General features: G+C 41.1%; 14 protein-coding genes. 9 read left to right on the top strand and 5 right to left on the bottom strand.

What is annotated here, in order from left to right; all coding sequences use genetic code 11:
* Positions 1–351: 351 nt before the first annotated feature.
* Together EGC86_RS09220 and EGC86_RS09210 are read left to right on the top strand one after the other, a co-directional pair.
* Positions 352–1,368 (top strand): hypothetical protein, encoded by a 1,017-nt coding sequence (locus EGC86_RS09220; RefSeq protein WP_123777327.1) that lies wholly within the window; start codon positions 352–354, stop codon positions 1,366–1,368.
* A 703-nt stretch (positions 1,369–2,071) separates the two neighbouring features.
* The gene (locus EGC86_RS09210) at positions 2,072–4,258 is read left to right on the top strand and encodes an OsmC domain/YcaO domain-containing protein (RefSeq protein WP_123777326.1); all 2,187 of its coding nucleotides are present in this window, start codon (positions 2,072–2,074) and stop codon (positions 4,256–4,258) included.
* Between the two features lie 87 nt (positions 4,259–4,345).
* On the opposite strand, the gene EGC86_RS09205 is transcribed toward EGC86_RS09210, so the two are convergent.
* A complete protein-coding gene (locus EGC86_RS09205; protein WP_123777325.1) occupies positions 4,346–5,833 on the bottom strand; it encodes a CotH kinase family protein in 1,488 nt (495 codons plus the stop codon).
* Between the two features lie 347 nt (positions 5,834–6,180).
* On the opposite strand from EGC86_RS09205, the gene EGC86_RS09200 reads away from it, so the two are divergent.
* Both EGC86_RS09200 and EGC86_RS09195 read left to right on the top strand, forming a co-directional pair.
* The gene (locus tag EGC86_RS09200) at positions 6,181–7,584 is read left to right on the top strand and encodes a hypothetical protein (protein WP_123777324.1); all 1,404 of its coding nucleotides are present in this window, start codon (positions 6,181–6,183) and stop codon (positions 7,582–7,584) included.
* Positions 7,585–7,720: 136 nt separating this feature from the next.
* Positions 7,721–7,969 (top strand): hypothetical protein, encoded by a 249-nt coding sequence (locus EGC86_RS09195; protein ID WP_123777323.1) that lies wholly within the window; start codon positions 7,721–7,723, stop codon positions 7,967–7,969.
* An 80-nt stretch (positions 7,970–8,049) separates the two neighbouring features.
* Here EGC86_RS09195 and EGC86_RS09190 read toward each other — a convergent pair whose 3' ends face one another.
* Positions 8,050–9,252, bottom strand: a complete 1,203-nt coding sequence (locus tag EGC86_RS09190; protein ID WP_123777322.1) for an ammonium transporter — start codon at positions 9,250–9,252, stop codon at positions 8,050–8,052.
* A gap of 415 nt (positions 9,253–9,667) precedes the next feature.
* Between EGC86_RS09190 and EGC86_RS09185 the strand changes: the two genes are divergently transcribed.
* On the top strand, positions 9,668–10,837 hold the full coding sequence (locus tag EGC86_RS09185) for a lipid-transfer protein (RefSeq protein WP_123777321.1): 1,170 nt from the start codon (positions 9,668–9,670) through the stop codon (positions 10,835–10,837).
* Between the two features lie 78 nt (positions 10,838–10,915).
* On the opposite strand, the gene EGC86_RS09180 is transcribed toward EGC86_RS09185, so the two are convergent.
* On the bottom strand, positions 10,916–11,995 hold the full coding sequence (locus EGC86_RS09180) for a PepSY-associated TM helix domain-containing protein (RefSeq protein WP_281047835.1): 1,080 nt from the start codon (positions 11,993–11,995) through the stop codon (positions 10,916–10,918).
* Between the two features lie 534 nt (positions 11,996–12,529).
* Here EGC86_RS09180 and EGC86_RS09175 point away from each other — a divergent pair.
* Positions 12,530–13,072: a carboxymuconolactone decarboxylase family protein gene (locus EGC86_RS09175; RefSeq protein ID WP_123777319.1), complete on the top strand. Its 543-nt coding sequence runs from the start codon at positions 12,530–12,532 to the stop codon at positions 13,070–13,072.
* A 166-nt stretch (positions 13,073–13,238) separates the two neighbouring features.
* On the top strand, positions 13,239–13,886 hold the full coding sequence (locus EGC86_RS09170) for a DsbA family oxidoreductase (RefSeq protein WP_123777318.1): 648 nt from the start codon (positions 13,239–13,241) through the stop codon (positions 13,884–13,886).
* A 49-nt stretch (positions 13,887–13,935) separates the two neighbouring features.
* Here EGC86_RS09170 and EGC86_RS09165 read toward each other — a convergent pair whose 3' ends face one another.
* Both EGC86_RS09165 and fdhD read right to left on the bottom strand, forming a co-directional pair.
* Positions 13,936–16,281: an FdhF/YdeP family oxidoreductase gene (locus tag EGC86_RS09165; protein WP_123777317.1), complete on the bottom strand. Its 2,346-nt coding sequence runs from the start codon at positions 16,279–16,281 to the stop codon at positions 13,936–13,938.
* Positions 16,274–17,089 (bottom strand): formate dehydrogenase accessory sulfurtransferase FdhD, encoded by an 816-nt coding sequence (gene fdhD / locus EGC86_RS09160; protein WP_123777316.1) that lies wholly within the window; start codon positions 17,087–17,089, stop codon positions 16,274–16,276. Before fdhD ends, EGC86_RS09165 begins: the two co-directional genes overlap by 8 nt.
* Positions 17,090–17,223: 134 nt before the next feature.
* Between fdhD and EGC86_RS09155 the strand changes: the two genes are divergently transcribed.
* Together EGC86_RS09155 and atcJ are read left to right on the top strand one after the other, a co-directional pair.
* On the top strand, positions 17,224–18,123 hold the full coding sequence (locus EGC86_RS09155; RefSeq protein WP_123777315.1) for a LysR family transcriptional regulator: 900 nt from the start codon (positions 17,224–17,226) through the stop codon (positions 18,121–18,123).
* Between the two features lie 374 nt (positions 18,124–18,497).
* Positions 18,498–18,782 carry a cold adaptation protein ActJcold adaptation protein ActJ gene (gene atcJ, locus EGC86_RS09150; protein WP_123777314.1) on the top strand — a complete coding sequence of 95 codons (285 nt, stop codon included), beginning with the start codon at positions 18,498–18,500 and terminating at the stop codon, positions 18,780–18,782.
* Positions 18,783–18,789 lie beyond the last annotated feature (7 nt).

Raw genomic sequence — 18,789 nt, 5'->3', positions numbered from 1 at the left:
ATTGAGTGGCTTAGTTGCAATTTAATACTTAAGAATGAAAGTTTTTTTGTGGTTGATTTTAATCGGTTTTCTGTGACGTTCATTACTGTGAGGCGTTTAATTTGTTACATAAATAGTGATACTGGTCTGTTTCGACATAATGATGGGGAAATTTGTAGTTATAAAAACCTATAGCATTGATTTTATGAATATTAAATTTATAAGAAACTAACTGCTTTATGGTGAAAATATCACTTTTTTGGTTGAATATATGTGACTTTTGTTAGTTTTTAATGGTTTTTTGGATGACATTCGTTTTTGGATCAGTTATTACTGTTTATACAAACAGGAAATAACATTTAAGGAAAAATAATGCCTTCATGGTTTACTAATGTTCAGCTTGGTTTTGATATGGCGACAAGCTTAACAATCGTTGGTGCTGCAGTTACTTGGGTTATTCGTGAGAAGAAGCAAGCTGAAGCCGAAAAAGTGCGTGGCATTAATCAACAGGTTCGCTCTACGAGTCTTAAAAAAGTACAAGATGTGCTTTTTGAGATGGAAGATAAATTTTCTGTGCTGATCAATGAAACACAGACCTATGAAAATATGATCGATAATCGTGTTCGCAAAGTAAATGATCAACTCGATTTTTCTCGATTGAATTTAGCGATAAAACGAGACGATCAATTTCTGATTAAAGCGATTGATCGTCTCCAAGCTATTCGCGAAGAATTAGGTCAGTTTTATGAATTGATTCAGGTTAGACGTTATAGCTTGATACCTTTACTTGATGCTATTGAAGAAGGTGATAAGTATATTGGTGTATTCCAACAAAACATCGACGAGGTCGGTGATGCTTATAACCAAGTGACATCAGGAAATGTATCTCTGTTAAAAGAGCTGGAAGCAGTTATTTCAATGCTCAACAAACAGTTTGGTGATGAGCTTGTTGACGTATCTGATGAAGTCAAAAAAGAGCTTTTTCAAAAGATATCGACAGATGAAACCTTTATGAAACCAATACAATCTATCATTTATGATGAAGATTATTTCTATTGGGTACAACGTTTTGTTCCTGCAGGAAGAGAAGAAGATTATTTAGAAAAGGTTGTTAGACCAAGTAAAATTGAAGATAAAGAGCTTTGCTCTGAAGTGATGGTTCATTTTATTTTAGCCTTAATTGGTAAGAACCATGAGCTAATTTCTCAAGTACTGAGAACTGCTTCAGGCTCGGTGATGAAAGCACGAATCGAGTGTAAAGATATTCTGATTTCACTTAGTGCTATTTCACATAAATTGGTTATGGATAATAATGGCGAAACACTTGAAAAAGTAATCGCTAAATATGAGTCTGAAGAGTACTTTGGCCGAAACGTAACTATTCGCTAGTCGATCTATTTAACATTGAACCTGCTGTTTATATTTTTGCAGATGACTAGGGTCTGTTGATCTTTGTTGGTTGAATTTTGTTCGAGTTAAAAACGTTTTAAACGAGGCGAATGGATTGCTGCCTAGTCATCTAAGCAAAATGCATTCAACAAAGAGTAAAACGTTTTTAGCCGAACCTTTCGGGCAGCGTTTGTAGGTCATTTTTACTGCGTTATCGACTTTTTATGTAGAATAACTACACCACAAAGTCTCTACCTTGTCGCTCATGTGTAAGTAATGGCCAACAATTCTCTGTAAAAACAACCTTAAAAGATCAGTAAGACCTAGTGTTTCTAGGTCTTACCGGACTTAGTGGCAGATGAATGAGGGGTGAAAACCCTTCATCATTTATACACCGGGTTTAGCTTCAGCAAGACTGGCTTCAACCTTTGCCGTTAATACATTCATAATACGATCTGTGACGATTGGATCTACAGTGATAACTGTTTATTTACATTGAAATGAGCATGTTCATCAATTTAGTCATTTTTATAAACACTAGCACTGTTCTGCTGCTAGCGAATCAATAGTGTTAATCCTGCAAAATCAGCTTAAAGCTAACATTTTGGCAATTAACCCAAGACTATTGGCTCAAAAACACCGATAATTCACCCTAATTTAGACAAGCTGGCCGTTTGGTTGCGCAAGACTGTGGATATATTCAATGGAAATCAAAGTAAATTTTCTCGATAATTTGAGACTCGAAGCTAAGTTTGACGACTTTACCGTCACCGCCGATCAGCCGATCCGCTACAAAGGTGATGGTTCTGCTCCTAGTCCTTTTGATTATTTCTTAGCATCTTCAGCACTTTGTGCCGCTTACTTCATTAAGGTGTATTGTAAAGCTCGTGATATTTCGACTGAAAATATCAAATTATCGCAAAACAATATCGTTGACCCGGAAGATCGTTATAACCAAATCTTCCAAATTCAAGTTGAGTTACCGGATGATATTTCGGATAAAGATCGCCAAGGTATTTTACGTTCAATTGATCGTTGTACCGTTAAAAAAGTGGTTCAGACTGGGCCTGAGTTTAAAATCGAAACCGTTGAAAACTTAGACGCCGACGCCAATGCGATGTTGATGGGTCAAACTGAAGCCGATGCGAGTACTTTTATCTTAGGTAAAGATTTACCGCTTGAGCAAACCATTAAAAACATGACAGGCTTGTTAGCCGACCTTGGTATGAAGATTGAGATTTCGTCATGGCGTAACATTGTGCCAAACGTGTGGTCTTTGCATATTCGTGATGCGGCTTCTCCGATGTGCTTTACTAACGGTAAAGGTGCTACTAAAGAGAGCGCGTTATGTTCTGCTTTAGGCGAGTTTATTGAGCGTCTTAATAATAACTTTTTTTATAACGATCAATTCTTTGGTACTGAAATCGCCAATAGCGAATTTGTGCATTACCCGAATGAGAAATGGTTCGCGCTAGAAGAAGATGATGCTCTGCCTACTGGTATTTTAGATGAATATTGTTTAGATATTTATAATCCAGATGAAGAGTTATGTGGCTCGCATTTAATTGATACTAACTCAGGCAATAAAGATCGTGGCATTTGTGCGATTCCATATACTCGCCAATCAGATGGCGAAACGGTCTATTTCCCGTCTAACCTTATTGAAAACTTATTTTTAAGTAATGGCATGAGTGCAGGTAATAACCTGCAAGAAGCCCATGTGCAGTGTTTATCTGAAATTTTTGAACGCGCAGTTAAACGTCAAATTATCGAACAAGAAATTGTACTACCCGATGTGCCAATGGCAGTTCTAGAGAAATTCCCAAGTATTTTAGCGGGCATTAAAGGGCTTGAAGAGCAAGGCTTTCCTATTGTAGTGAAAGACGCTTCTTTAGGCGGTCAATTTCCTGTTATGTGCGTGACCTTAATGAACCCACGTACTGGTGGTGTTTTTGCCTCGTTTGGTGCACACCCTAGCTTTGAAGTGGCATTAGAGCGCAGCTTAACCGAGTTGTTACAAGGCCGCAGCTTTGAAGGCTTAAACGATGTGCCAAAGCCAACGTTTAACAGCATGGCAGTGACTGAACCAGAAAACTTTGTTGAACACTTTATTGATTCAACTGGGGTTATCTCTTGGCGCTTCTTTAGCAGTAAGTTTGATTATGAATTCTGTGAATGGGACTTTAGCGGTACCAATGAAGAAGAAGCCAGCGGTTTATTTGGTATTTTAGAGGCCATGGGCAAAGAAGTGTACATTGCCGAATTTACTGATTTAGGTGCTTCTGCGTGTCGTATTTTAGTGCCTGAATATTCAGAAGTGTATCCTGTAGATGACTTGATTTGGGACAATACCAATAAGTCTTTAAACTACCGTGAAGATATCTTAAATCTGCATTCATTAAGCACTAAAGCGTTAGGTAAGTTAGTTAATCGCTTAGAAGAAAGTCAATTAGATAACCACACCGATATCCGTACGTTAATTGGCATTGTGTTTGATGAGAACACGGTTTGGGGCCAGTTAACCATTATCGAACTGAAGATTTTGATTTATCTTGCATTAGGCTCGCACGAAGACGCTATTGAATTGGTTGGTGAGTTCTTACAGTTTAACGACAATACCGTTCAACGAGGTCTGTTTTATCAAGCTGTGAATGCGGTATTGGAAGTGACTTTAGATGAAGACTTAGAGCTTGAACACTTTATTGGCAACTTTAACCGCATGTTCGGTAAAGAAGTTATGGACAATGTTGTCGGTTCGGTTAATGGCACAGTACGCTTTTATGGCCTGAGCAAAACCAGCATGAATCTCGAAGGTATTGAGCCACATTTACGTTTGATCGAAAGCTACAAAAAACTGCATCAAGCGCGTAAAGCAAACCTTAGTATCTAATTTATTGGTTCTGTTTTGCATAGTAAAAAGCCCGTCACTTATGTGGCGGGCTTTTTTGTCGCACTATATTATGAAGGAGTGACGTGCTTACTGTTTGTCTAAATAACTTTCTACAGCAGTGGCTCTATCTTCGGCATGCTCTATTAGCTCATCGATAGCACGATAAAAATCGCTACTGCTTTCTAAAAAGCTATACCCAGATACTTCAGTGGTCGCATAAGGAGCAATCAGTGCAGAGTAAGCATTGTAGCTTGCTTGCATTTTATTGGTTTCGAATGCATCGCTGATAACCTCAAGTAAAAACTGGTTGTAGCGGTCACGGTATACATCATCTGCGTACAGTTTTGATATGAGTGGCCAGCTGTTTGAGTTGAGGTCAGAGAAGTCTAATGACAATGCGCCACCTTGTTTCCCGTCTTGCAATGCTTCGTTGTTGTCCCAAGGTATCCAGGTCAGTTTTGAATTGTCTGGATTGCTATATAAATAGTAGTTGTGTGGCATTAAGCCGTAAGTGTCCCAGTTTTGAATGATGCCATTAACGGCTAAGTATTTTAAAAATATATCAACATCAAATACCGTTTCTAAATTGGCTCGCCATGTTTCAGGGGCTGTGGTGCGAGTGTCGTCGTGTAAGGCGGTAAATAGGGCTTGTATATCTGACCAATCTTCGTCGTCTTCGTTAGTTTTTTTCTCAGAATCTTCTTGATTAAATGACCCATCAACAAACATTGCGCCATTATCTTCGGGTTTGTACAAGTTACCTTTGTCGCTAGAAAATTGCGTGTCGATTACCGTGTCATCAATTTCTTCTACAAGAGTATATAAACCAAAATATTCAGGGCCGTCGCCATGGTCAACGTATAAGGTATAAAACCCAGTGTGAGATACCGCAAGCCCTGCATCTTTAAACACATCCGCAGCTACTTTTTCACGTAACATTGACTCGTCATCAAAGTTGTTTTTTAAACTAAACTTTTTAAAGCCATAAAAGCGTTGGTTTTTAATTTGCGGGTAATCGTCTTCATACTCGTCGAAATCAAGTTTAAGCGCCAGTTTCAGAATGCCTTGTTGCCAGCTAGTTTGCAGTGATGAATTACCTTTAAAGCGGATGCCGACGCGATACCATTGCGTGCCGTTATAAAATACTTCAGCTGGAACAAAAATAGGATCTTCATCGGTATCACTTAAGCTATTTGATGAGCTTCTACCAAATTCGCCATAGAGTGCTGTCATGTCATCTAACATGCTCTGCCAGCGATCTTCTGTTACAACGATATCGAGTCGTTTAACTTCGGTATCACTAAACACTTCATCAAAGTTAGGGTCGACATTTTTACTGTGAGTTTCGTCAGTCCAATCGGTTGCTTCAAAATCAGCATCGGTGACTTCTGTTGTTGTACTCGTATCCGTGGTATCGGTACTTGTTGCTGTTTCTACTACATCTGTTGTGCTGTCGCTATCGCTTCCGCCACAAGCAGTCAGTAACAGTAAGCTACTGAGTGTGAGTGCAAATATGAACGTAATAGGCTGGTTAAACAGCCTATTGATTGGGTATAAATGATTACTGGTAACCATCAGATTCTCCTAACATTTGCTTATGCTGAGTTATACGATTAATTGACATAATATCGTTAACAGTATGTTAGAGAACAAAGGTGCAAAAATTGTGCAGATAGAGTGGATATCTACAGCAAGTCAATAAAAGTGAGGCGTAGGTCATTACTCATGTATCAGGTGCACTTGGTTAACCGGGTCAATGTTCATTTATTGCAATAGCGTGACCATGAGTGTCAATCGTTTACACTGTTTTAGAGCTTAGTAAGCAGTGGGTTTACAGTGATTGCATTTCAGATTAGGGTAGTGAACACGATTAAGTGTTAATACTATGTAAAAATACGATGTTATAGACTCAAGGACGATAAATGAAACCTTCACTTTTTTTGCTCAGCTGTGCAATGTTAAGCCCTGCTATAAACGCCAATGAATTACCGCCAATTTTAGATTTTTACCCACTTTGTAGTCCACACACTATCGATACAGCCAATGATAAAATCGTCTACGATATTGACCCAGACTTGCTGGAATCGTCTAGTGATGGCGTTTTGTCCCATCGTGATGCTTATATACAACAAGCCTTTGTGGAAATACAGCGAAAAGCTGCAGCAGCAGGAGCGGATGCGATTATTATTGATAGATTAAGTGTTGGTGGAATTGAGCGAAGTATTGACTTGCAAGATGACAGTAGCCGAGTTAAATCGAACACCAAGCAAATCCATGTGATTACCACTGCGCAATACGTTACCTTTTGTGACGATACACAACTGAGCAAAGATCCAACACCTTATAACAGCGAAGGTAAATCGGTTTCGTATACCCAAATCACAGTTCAATTGACGATGCCAAACGAGGGGAATGTATTAAAGCAAGCGCAAAAACACCAAGCACCTGATGCGCTTATTACAACCGACAGCGCCTATGGCATACACATTGGTGACTCGGTTGATGTTTTACAACAAGCATTAGGTCCTCACAGTATTCAGTTGCAACTCGACAATGGTGCAACCGTTTATGGTTATGGGCGCAGTCTATGGTTTGTTGTTAAAGACAATCGTATCGAGATGATTACCCAGGATTTAGGATTGTTAAATGGCCATGGTCAAAACCAAATTGCCTTAAGTGAAAACTATGATGGCGATAATTGGGTGATTGCTAACCAAGTGCGTCAAGGTGATGGGCTTGCTAGCGTGAAAGCCCATTTAGCGCTTAAAAAGCAAGGTGATGTTTACAGTGTGGCAGGTAAAAATAGCCGATTGATATTAACCTTTGAAGACTATAATGAAAGTCTAGATAATGCTGCTGTTTCTCGACTTAACAGCTTTGCCATTATGCCATTAACAGTCACTGATGATCATCACGTTAAGTTCGGTAACTTTGATAATATCGACATCGCAACATTGTTGACATTAGCATTTAAGCAAGCTTATACCTTGCAACCACAACAGCTCATCAACCAAATCCAATTGACAGACAACGGTCCAAAAGTGCTGGTGAATAGCAATGTATTATTGGGTTTTGATCGCCAAGGAGTCGTTAATTCAATTAAAATTACCGAGTCGATGTTTGGCACGCAAACGATGAGTGAATTTAATGCAGTGCTTGCTAATTATCAGTTGCCTACTCTCAAATCGCAATTGTTGGAGCGATACCCAAACGCAGAAGATAATTTTGATAACATTATGCTGACAAAAGGGACGGTGATGTTGTCGATTAATTTTGATTCATACGATGACGATGCGCAGCTGATTGATTTTACGTTACGTTTTTAATCATCTTAGCGGCTAGACCTGAGTGAGTGGTACAGTAACCAGCGCTATAGGCACAGATGGCATACAATATACCTTATTGAGGTTCAATGGGGTAAAGTAGCACCCAAGTTTTGATCTAAAGTTGTTGGGAATACAAATGAATATTGAAAATGATGTGATTGATAATTTAGCCGAATTAGAACGCTTTTTACTGTCGGTGGAGAAGGGCGGTTTAGGTTTGGAAGGCGTTGCTGGTGTGGGTATGGCAACTAGTAATGCCGACGGTCGTCATTTTGTTGCGGTATTTGGTGATAACCACAAGCTATTACTTGGCCGCTGGATTACCGCAGAAATCTTCGAAAACGGTCAAGAGATGGTTAAGAATGGGGTTAAATCGAAGCACTGATTGTAGACTCTGTTTCGTGTAAAAAGGGGCAGAAATTCATTTCCGCCCCTTTTTACTATACTATAAGTGACTTAGCATCATCACTTATCTGAATTGGTTGAGCCAATCTTATGTATCGCTAAATCCGCCCCAATAAATTCATCTTCTTGGCTTAAGCGTAAACTCGATACTTTATTAACTGCGCCATACACAATCATACCGCCAACAATTGCCACCACAACGCCAGCAATACTGCCAATGAGTTGCGACATAAAACTCACACCACCTAATCCTCCGAAAGCTTGCTGTCCAAAAATACCGGCAGCAATACCGCCCCATACTCCACATAAACCGTGAAGAGGCCATACTCCTAGTACGTCATCTATCTTGTTGCTGCGTTGTAATTTAGTGTAAACCCAAACAAATAAACCGCCTGCCACACCACCGACGACAAATGCGCCGACAGGATGCATTAAATCTGAACCCGCACATACGGCAACTAAGCCTGCTAGTGGTCCGTTATGAATAAAGCCTGGGTCATTCTTACCCACCACAAGTGCCACAATCGTACCGCCAACCATAGCCATTAAACTGTTTACCGCCACTAAACCACTAATACCGTCGAGGGTTTGCGCTGACATAACGTTAAAGCCAAACCAACCGACAATTAACACCCAAGAGCCTAGCGCTAGAAAGGGAATATTTGATGGCGCAAATGCGATTCCCGGTTTACGACCACGGCGAGCTCCTAATAAGTAAATGGCGACTAAGGCTAACCAACCGCCCATGGCATGCACTACAACGGAACCGGCAAAGTCATGAAATTGGGCGCCGAATTGGCTTTCTAACCAAGCTTGAAATCCATAATTACCGTTCCACATAATCCCTTCAAATAGCGGATATACGAAGGCAACAATTAAAGCTGATGCCAACAAGAAAGGTCTGAAGCTGCCGCGTTCAGCAATACCGCCAGATACAATTGCTGGAATGGCTGCTGCAAATGTGAGTAAGAAGAAAAACTTAACCAGTTGGTAGCCATTATCAGTGGTTAAGCTTTCTGCGCTGACAAAAAAGTGATTGCCATAAGCTATCTGATAACCAATGACAAAGTAGGCGATAGCGGAAAAGGCAAAGTCAGTTAGAATTTTAACCAAGGCGTTAACTTGGTTTTTATGCCTCACGGTGCCCATTTCTAAAAATGCAAAGCCTGCGTGCATGGCTAACACCATAATTGCACCAAGTAAGATGAACAAGGTGTCTGCACTTTGTGCAATGACGCCAATAGCATCACTAATATTATTCATTTCAGTTCCCACAAAACGATTCTCTGTTGAAATTCATACTTTTATAAAGCAAAAGTCATTCCTAAACCGATACATGGCTGGCATTTTTCTGAACCTATATGGTGCAAATGTCTGAAAATGTTGCTGAAATGATCCATTAAATGTACTACTTCGGTGCATTTTGATGTCAACTCAGTACTCAATAGTGTCCGTAATGATTGATGCTTGGGCTCGGAATGTCCCATATTGGTGCGTTAATGCTTGTCTTTGGTGCGTTGCGCTGCAAGTAAATTAACTTTATGTTAACAGTCGTCATTAAGATAATATTGTCCAATAACAAGGATGAAAAATACACTCGGTGTAAAAATCCCGATTCCAGATTATTAATAACTGATCCCCAATAACATCTCACTAGAAACAGCATTACGGGAGCAATATGACAACAGTAAGAGTGGCAGGGGTTGGAATGATCCCTTTTTGCAAACCAGGTAAACATGAGCCCTACCGTGCGATGGCGGCTAAAGCGATTAAGTTAGCATTAACCGATGCTGGTCTTGACGCCAAGTCAATTGGCCAAGCATATGGAGCCTATATTTATGGCGACAGCACCTGCGCGCAGCATGCATTCTACGATGTAATCCAAAGCGGTATTCCAATTATCAATGTTAACAATAATTGTTCTAGTGGCTCGACAGCGTTATTTCTTGCACGCCAAGCGGTGTTGTCTGGACAAGTGGATTGTGCGTTAGCGTTTGGATTTGAAGAAATGCAACCAGGTGCATTGGGATCGCATTGGACTGACAGAGAAAGCCCTTTTGAGCGGATTGAGCCAGTGTTAAAGCAGTTTAATGCCCCGCAAGGCCCAATTGCATTACGCGCTTTTGGTGCAGCTGGCCGACATTATATGGATAAGTATCATGTCGGTGCCGATATTTTTGCCAAGGTGGCCGAAAAGTCACGTCGTCATGCGTTACAAAATCCATACTCGATGTTTTCAACGCCATTAACGTATCAGCAAGTACTTGATGATAAGTTAATTTACGATAACTACTTAACACGGCTTATGGCTTGCCCTCCCACCTGTGGTGCAGCTGCAACCATCGTTTGCAGCGAACAGTTTGCCCGTCAAAACGGCATTACATCCAAGGTAAAGATTATTGCGCAGGCAATGGCAACTGATACAGAGCTGTCGTGGCAAGACCCAATTTATGCCGTCGGTAAGGGAATGAGCCAACAAGCGGCGCAGCAGGTTTATGATGATGCTGGTATCGACCCCAACGATATCGATGTAATAGAACTGCATGATTGCTTTACCCCAAATGAGGTGATCACTTATGAAGCATTAGGCTTATGTCCTGAAGGCGGCGCAGCTGAATTGATTGCCAATGGTGACAACACTTATGGTGGCAAATTTGTTATTGGGCCATCGGGGGGATTAATGTCGAAAGGACATCCAATTGGTGCTACTGGGCTGGCACAATGTACCGAGCTGACATGGCACTTACGTGGTCAAGCTGGCAACCGGCAGGTCGACAATGCCAGGTTAGCGTTGCAGCACAATGTAGGTTTAGGTGGCGCGGTGGTGGTGACGTTATATGGCGTTTAGCTAACGGTTTGATTTCATGCTGCGCTACAGTATCGTCGATGTATGAAGGCAATGTAGCGCAACAAGGTGGGCTGTTCGTTAACTGGCTTTTTTGCGACTAAAAGTACGTCGGTAAAAGGTCACCACACTGAATGATAAAATCAATGTGCCAATGAGTGACACCAAGGTAATCAACATTACATAGCTTGCTGGCATGTACAGTCCATCGTGTAGAGGCCGAACAAAACTGGCAATTTTAGCTGATAAAGGTCGGCCACTGTGTTTGATTACTGACTCAATCGTTCCTTGTTGATAATTCATGTTGATGCGATCAGCTTCTCTTAACCACACGCCCTGATGTTCATCGAATTGAATACTGTACACAAGGTCTTGTGGTTTATCTGTTTCTGCTTGCTGGTCTTTATTGGGCTTAGAGCGTGGTTTACTTACTGATACAAGCTCTGCGTCTGGCCAAATTTGTTGTGCATTGCTTAGCTGGCTCAACCAATGACTTGGTTGGCTGACAGAATAAGTTAGTGTCTGTTCGTTGGTGGAATCTTGCTTAAGAACACCTGTCCATAAGCTGTTGTAAGTGATTAAAAATCCGCTGATACACAATATAAACAATGGTACTGAAATAAATAATCCCAGTTGAATGTGGCTTTTAAGTAAACTGCTTGAGCGGGTATTTTTAGGAATACTTTGTTTTAATCTAAATCCATTACGCACTCGCCACCACAGGTAAATGCCAATTAAGGTTACGATGCTCCCCGCAAGCGATGCCCATGCATTAATGTATTTACCACCATTGTCGATGAGAAAATTTCGATGCAACCAAAATACCGTGCTATATCCAGGTAAATCGAAAGAGGAGCTACTCGACAGTTCATTTAACTCTTTGTCCAATGCAATTGATTTACCACGAGTGCTAGCTTGAATATATGGCGTATGTTCTGTTGGAAAGCGAACAGTACTCATGTCGGGATAGCGCTCAAATACACTCGCAACAGTATCGGCTTTTTGTTCAAGTGTGATTGGAGAGTATGTTTGATCTTTACTGTCTAGGCGTTTGAGCAAATCAACGCTACCGAGATATACCCCAGTCGTAAGTACTATTAACATGGTGATGCTAATAAAAAAACCTACCCAGTTGTGAAACCATTTTAATGTCGAAACCATGTTCATTTTTGTTTGCTCAAATTATGCCATGCAGTATTGCAATAGAGTGTTAAACCTGCTGATTTTATTATTTTTTATAAATGTTAATACAAACCCACAAACTTGCGGTAATGATAATTAATCTCAATTATTTGTTCAATTAAAGAAGTGTAAAGATGTGGGGGATAAACCCATTTATCGTCTAAATATCGTTTTGGCGTAAGTGCTTTATTCTGGGATTGTTATTAATTAGATCGTACTTCACCCTATTAGAGCTGTCGCTACGCATTTCTAGATGCCTCAATAATTGACAATTTAAATGTTCAAGTGGCTAGTAGAATTAGCATTAACGGCTGAGTTTAGTGATTATTTTATATTTTTTAAAACTCATACTATTTTGATAATAAGCAATATTCTCTAGTATAAATGTGAATAACAACAATCAATTTGAACAATCACTCAAAATAAACTTGAGCGATTGTTCAAATTGGTTTATAGTGGACTCAATTCGAAACGAAACGCTCCTAAATTTATTTATCTAGAAGAGAGAATATTATGACTGCATTTACTATTCATACAGTAGACACCGCACCAGAAGGCAGCAAAGCTATGTTAGAGGGTGCTAAAAAACAAATGGGTATGGTTCCCAATTTATTTGGCGTTTTAGCAGAATCTCCAAGCACGCTGCAAGCTTACCAACAGTTACATCAGGCCTTTTTAGACACATCATTTAACCCTGAAGAGCTAACGGTTGTATGGCAAACCATTAACGTTGAACACGAATGTGGCTATTGTGTACCAGCCCATACAGGTATTGCACATTCAATGAAAGTAGACCCAGCGTTAACTGAAGCACTACGTAATAAAGCGGCGATGCCAACTGCAAAATTACAAGCGTTACAAGATGCGACACTAAGTATTGTACGTAACCGCGGTAACATTTCTGAAGCAGAACTAGCAGCATTTTATGCCGCAGGTTATGGCCAACAGCAGGTATTAGAAATCATTTTAGGTCTGTCACAAAAAGTGATCAGTAATTACACCAACCATGTAGCAAAAACACCGGTTGATGATGCATTCAAAAAGTTTACTTGGTAATTCTTTACTAACATTTTTACCGACATTTTTATCAAAGATTATCATTCACGATAAGTCGATTCATGTATGACTTCATAATACCAATGCCGCGTTATCGCAAATGGCATTGGTATTTTTTTATCACGTTACAGTGAAAAAGCGTACTTGAACAGATGAGGACAGCCAAATGACAGCAAAGATTAAGCTCGATATTATTTCAGATGTAGTGTGCCCTTGGTGCATCGTCGGTTATAAACACTTAGAAGCAGCGATAAATGAACTTGGGCTGCAAGATCAAGTTGAGATTGAGTGGCAACCATTTGAACTTAACCCTAACATGCCTGCTGAAGGTGAAAATCTGCGTGAGCATTCAGCCAGAAAATACGGCACAACCCCAGAAGGTAGCGTTCGTGCACGGGCCAATATTGCTCAACAGGGGGCTGAACATGGCTTTATTTTTGACTATTTTGAACAGATGAAAATGGTTAACACTTTAGACGCTCATGTGTTGTTGGAATACGCGAAAGAGGTCGGTAAGCAAACGGAGCTTAAATTGCGTTTATTCAGCGCCTTTTTTAGCGAACATAAAGATATTTCAAACCGTGAGGTGTTGACCGCTGAGCTCACCGCAGTGGGTATTAATGCCGCAGAAGCCATGAGTTTACTTGATAACGCTGCAGTGGCTGAACAGGTTCGCGCCAAAGAGGCTCATTGGCAGCAACTTGGTATTTCGGGTGTACCCACGGTCATTTTTAACCAATCGAGTGCATTAACTGGCGCGCATCCAGTTGAAGCATATAAACAAGTTTTGGCCGATTTAGTTGCCCAGCGCTAATGCGCTAGGGCTACATTGTTTGAGTATTGTTATCCCGAGTTTAGGTTACTTACACCTGAGCCACGCTAATCACCTGTTTGGTTGATGGAGTAATAACCACCGGGATTGATTTTGAGGTTGGGGTGTAAGAGCCAATTCCGACGCTGTTGATTGACACCAGTGGATTCGTCTCAGGATAATAAGCCGCAATGTTACCGCGTGGAATGTCGTAATAAACCACGCTAAAGCCACAGACTTTGCGGACGATATTGTCGTTGGCAATAGACTGTATATCAATAAGTTGGTCTTCAAGCAGATTAAGCTGAACAGCATCTTGTTGGTTCATAAACAATACATTCCGCTTACCTTTAATACCGCGATATCGGTCGTCCATTCCATAAATAGTGGTGTTGTATTGGTCGTGAGATCGCAAACTTTGCAGTAAAAAAATAGGGTGTTGTTCGGCGGATGACGCAGTTGTTTGTGCGTTGCTTGAACAATCTGCAATAACTGAATTTGGCAACTGACTAGGATTAAATTGAGCTAACTGGTTAGTGGTATTCCAAATAAGCTCAGCAGCGCTATTCCCCAGATAAAACCCGGCTGGTTGTTCGATACGTTGATTAAAGTCACTAAAGCCGTCGATGGTATTTTCGATAAGCTGACGGATTAGTGCATAGTCATCACGTAATGCCAGCCAATCTAGTTTATTTGTGGCATGGTTTGTTGAGTTGAGCTGAGTCGAGCCGGAATGGTTAAATGTTGCATGAGCCATTTGAGCGACAATATCAATTTCAGATAAACATTGTTCTGAGGCGGGTTCGGTCATGCCTGTTGAAGCATGAACCATGCTAAAGGTATCTTCAACGGTGATTTTTTGAATGCCGCTTTGCTGCTTGTCTAATTCAGTGCGGCCTAAACAAGGTAAAATTAAGGCGTCGTGTGTTACTTGTAAGTGGCTGCGATTAAGCTTAGTGCTGATTTGAACATTGAGTTCAGCATTGCGCATTGCTTGGTATGTAAAATCAGTATCGGGCGCCGCAGCAGCAAGGTTTCCACCTAAACAAATTAGCACCTTACTCTGTTTACTGTGCAGGGCTTTAAGGGCTTCGACCACATTGTGGCCCGCTTGCCGCGGTAAGCTGGTAGATAAATGCTGTTCTAAGCGGGTAATAAAAGCGGCAGACGGCTTTTCATTAATGCCCATAGTGCGGTTGCCTTGCACATTACTGTGGCCGCGAACAGGGCATAATCCGGCGCCTTTTTTACCTATTTGACCACATAGCAGATGCAGATTAACGACTTCACGAATAATGTCGACCGAATGCTTATGTTGAGTTAAGCCCATTGCCCAGCAACTGATCACGGTTTTGCTGTCACTGAACACGGTCGCGGCTTGAATAATCTCTGCTTTTGTCAGTCCAGATTGTTGTTCTATTTTATCCCAGCTAGTGTGTGTAACACTGTGTTGATAATCTTCAAAAAATGCACTGTGCTGCTGTATAAACTCATGGTCTATTTTATCTGGACGTTGTTCAATAATAAATTTAGCCATGCCTCGCGCAGCGGCCATATCGCCGCCTAATTTAGGGGTTAAATACAAATGGCTGATGGTAGTGGCTGCTGGAGTGAGCAATTCTATAGGGCTTTGTGGACTGGCGAACTTTTCTAAGGCAACTTCTTTAAGATTATTGAAAGTGACAATTTTACCCCCTTGTTTGGCTGCCTTGCGCAGAGTATTCATCATTCTTGGGTGGTTGGTGCCAGGGTTTTGGCCAAACACAAAAATGGCTTCGGCCGCATCAAAATCTTCTAATACTACCGTGCCTTTACCTATTCCAATGGCGCTAATTAATGCGACACCACTAGCTTCGTGGCACATGTTAGAGCAATCGGGAAAGTTATTGGTGCCATAAAGCCGGCCAAACAGTTGGTAGAGGTAGGATGCTTCGTTACTGGCGCGTCCAGAAGTGTAAAATTCAACTTGGTCAGGGCTACTTAAACTGTTGAGCTTGGTGGCGATAATCGAAAATGCCTCAGGCCAGGTTACTGGTTCATAGTGATCGGTTATCGCATTAAAGCGCATTGGTTCGGTTAAACGCCCCTGATACTCTAACCAGTAGTCAGTCTGTTTTGTTAGTTGGCGTACCGAATGTTGAGCAAAAAAATCGCGGCCAACGCCTTTGCCTGTTGATTCCCATGCCACAGCTTTGGCGCCATTTTCGCAAAACTGAAATGCACCTTGCTTGTTATCACCCCATGCGCAACCCGGGCAATCGAAGCCATCAGTTTGATTAACACGGAGTAAGTTTTTAAGGTTTTGCTTAGTGTGTTGGCTGCGAAGTACATGAGTAAATGTGGCTTGCAGTGAAGGGAATCCGCCGGCTTTGGTTGGTTTTTGGTGATGACTAGACATGAATTTCTCCGATAGGGCTCAGCGATAGACGATTAACATTGAAGTGAGAGTCGTAACTGGAATAATAAATAGGCGCTGAAAACTTGGGTATGTGAATAATATTGAGGTTGTATTTTAGTGCTAGCTTGACTGCCAGTTGGCTTGGCGAAGCTAGACTAATAAGATTGTTAGCGCCAAACCGCACCGCTTTATGGATCAATTCACTGCTACAACGACTGGTGATTAATAAGGTATTACATGATGTTTTTTGCGTCGCGGTTGTTTGCCTTATTAACATGCCGATAAGTTTATCGAGTGCATTATGACGGCCAATGTCTTCACGACAGGCGATAATGTCGCCTTGGGCTGTTAACGCTAAAGCCGCATGTATCGCACCACTTTGTTGAGCTTTTATTTGGCTGTCTGCAATGCGTTGTTTTAAGGTCTCAAGGTTATTAATGTCAATGGGGCGAGTGACCGGAAGAATAGCTAATTGAGGCAGTGCATGCTCTATTGCTTCAACACCGCAGATGCCGCAACCTGTAGCACCCACGAGCCGACGTTTTTTACTGTTTAAGGCCGACAGACAACGATTGGCGATAGTCACTTCAACCATAAAGCCGCTATCTGATGGCGTTATTTGAATGTCATGTATGTCATGATCGTATTGGATAATGGCTTCGGAAAATAAAAAACCAATCGCAAAGTCTTCAATATCATCAGGAGTGACCATCATCACAGCATAGTTAATCCCGTTAATATTTATGGCGGCAGCTACTTCCTCTACCAGATGTTCAATGGGTGGCAACCATTTGTATGAAGCATTCATGTGCATAGACTCAAAACCGGACGTGGATCACAGTTTAGGGGGCGCTAATACACAAAGCCAATCAAACAAATTTATGCGGTGATAGTTTTTATCTATTAATATGATGGAATTGATAGGCAGACTTTGAAGGGCGTATGAACCTGAGGCAGTTACATTATTTTTATGAATTAGCGCAGTTTAAGCATTTTGCTAAAGCAGCCAAAGCTTGCCATATTACCCAGCCGACTTTGTCAGCCAGTATTACTGCGTTGGAAAAAAGCTTTGGTACCGAGCTAGTGGTGCGCGGCAGTCAGTTTGTTGCGTTAACCGATGCTGGACAGATTGTATTGCGCTATGCAGAAAAAATGCTGTTAGATCAAGCGGCGTTAAAACAAGAATTGAGTGTGTTTAGCGGGCCATTAATCGGCTCTTTGCGGATTGGCATTGTGCCGCAGTCGAGTGTCGATATTATGCCGATAATTAAAGCATTCAACGAGCTGCATTCTAATATTGCCGTAACGCTCTTGGTGACCACCAATGAAAAGCTGATTGAGCAACTGACTTTGCATCAAATTGATATCGGTTTAGGGTTTGATGAAAACCTTACTGAGGCGAATCGTCGCACGTTTCATTTTTATCCGCAGATTGATAATGATATGGCAGTATTATCAACCCAAGCACTTGTTAATCAACTCGACACTACTGCGCTAAGTGATAACCGATTAACCCTTAATAATTTGCAACGTTTACCATTGGTGTTGTTGAGCCAAAATATGCAGTTTAGGCAATACATTGATAATGCGATGGCAGAAACGGATTTACGCTTTAATGTGGTGTTAGAAACCGATTCGTTATTTCATCTAGTCAGCGCGGTAAAACACAATATTGGCTACGCGATTGTCAGCAGCGGTATTGCAAAATCAGCTCAGCAGTTATTCAATCTGCATTACCGACAACTGCAAGGTGTTGAATCGGGTAATACGGTGTTTATTACCCGTAAATACAGTGTCTCACCAGCGATGCGCGAATTTGTGAGTCTGATTGAAATGGGGTAATTTTTGCAGGTGTTTTGCCGTTAAAGCATCATGCTAACAAACTCAGATAGAAACTCAGATAGAAACTCAGATAGAAACTCAGATAGGCGTGGATATTGTTAATATCGCATCATTCAAATTGGCTGGTGGCATCTTAACGGCAGCAAAGATAACACCTGTTAATGACAACGCTGCTTTTTGGGTGTCATAGCTGTCCTAAAATTACTGTCCTGAAATTGATGTCCTAAAATTGATGTCTTAAATGATTGCAACTTAACTTGGGTTTATGTTTGCTGCAAGCCTGTGATTGTTGATATAATAGCGGGCTAAAAAATTTATCTATTTACAGACTTTTTTATCTCGCAATCACTGCCACATCGCCTGCAGGAATAACTATGATTAACCACTTTAGCGTACTGGGCGTCAGAGCCAATGCCAAAGAAGATGACATAAAAAAAGCCTATAAACGTTTATCGAATAAGTATCACCCTGACAAATTACTTGGGGCGTCTGACGATGAAAAACAACAAGCATCTGTTCAGCTCCAACGAGTCAAAAAAGCTTACGAAGTGTTGTCAGATAAAAAGCAGAGAAATGCTTTTATCAATGATTTTAACAACGTAATTGTTGCCGATCCTACAGCCGCTATGCGCGGGTTGTGGGACGAATATTATTCCTGAGTATCCC

The organism is Shewanella frigidimarina, from assembly GCF_003797125.1.
Lineage (GTDB): Bacteria > Pseudomonadota > Gammaproteobacteria > Enterobacterales > Shewanellaceae > Shewanella > Shewanella frigidimarina.
This window is presented reverse-complemented; position numbering and strand designations above follow the sequence as displayed.

What these genes read in the sequence shown, in the direction of transcription:
- fdhD (WP_123777316.1), bottom strand. Translation starts at nt 17,089, where the DNA reads ATGAATGCTTCATACAAATGGTTGCCACCCATTGAACATCTGGTAGAG.
- EGC86_RS09210 (WP_123777326.1), top strand. Translation starts at nt 2,072, where the DNA reads ATGGAAATCAAAGTAAATTTTCTCGATAATTTGAGACTCGAAGCTAAG.
- EGC86_RS09185 (WP_123777321.1), top strand. Translation starts at nt 9,668, where the DNA reads ATGACAACAGTAAGAGTGGCAGGGGTTGGAATGATCCCTTTTTGCAAA.
- EGC86_RS09190 (WP_123777322.1), bottom strand. Translation starts at nt 9,252, where the DNA reads ATGAATAATATTAGTGATGCTATTGGCGTCATTGCACAAAGTGCAGAC.
- EGC86_RS09205 (WP_123777325.1), bottom strand. Translation starts at nt 5,833, where the DNA reads ATGGTTACCAGTAATCATTTATACCCAATCAATAGGCTGTTTAACCAG.
- EGC86_RS09195 (WP_123777323.1), top strand. Translation starts at nt 7,721, where the DNA reads ATGAATATTGAAAATGATGTGATTGATAATTTAGCCGAATTAGAACGC.
- EGC86_RS09155 (WP_123777315.1), top strand. Translation starts at nt 17,224, where the DNA reads ATGAACCTGAGGCAGTTACATTATTTTTATGAATTAGCGCAGTTTAAG.
- EGC86_RS09165 (WP_123777317.1), bottom strand. Translation starts at nt 16,281, where the DNA reads ATGTCTAGTCATCACCAAAAACCAACCAAAGCCGGCGGATTCCCTTCA.
- EGC86_RS09220 (WP_123777327.1), top strand. Translation starts at nt 352, where the DNA reads ATGCCTTCATGGTTTACTAATGTTCAGCTTGGTTTTGATATGGCGACA.
- atcJ (WP_123777314.1), top strand. Translation starts at nt 18,498, where the DNA reads ATGATTAACCACTTTAGCGTACTGGGCGTCAGAGCCAATGCCAAAGAA.
- EGC86_RS09180 (WP_281047835.1), bottom strand. Translation starts at nt 11,995, where the DNA reads ATGGTTTCGACATTAAAATGGTTTCACAACTGGGTAGGTTTTTTTATT.
- EGC86_RS09170 (WP_123777318.1), top strand. Translation starts at nt 13,239, where the DNA reads ATGACAGCAAAGATTAAGCTCGATATTATTTCAGATGTAGTGTGCCCT.
- EGC86_RS09175 (WP_123777319.1), top strand. Translation starts at nt 12,530, where the DNA reads ATGACTGCATTTACTATTCATACAGTAGACACCGCACCAGAAGGCAGC.
- EGC86_RS09200 (WP_123777324.1), top strand. Translation starts at nt 6,181, where the DNA reads ATGAAACCTTCACTTTTTTTGCTCAGCTGTGCAATGTTAAGCCCTGCT.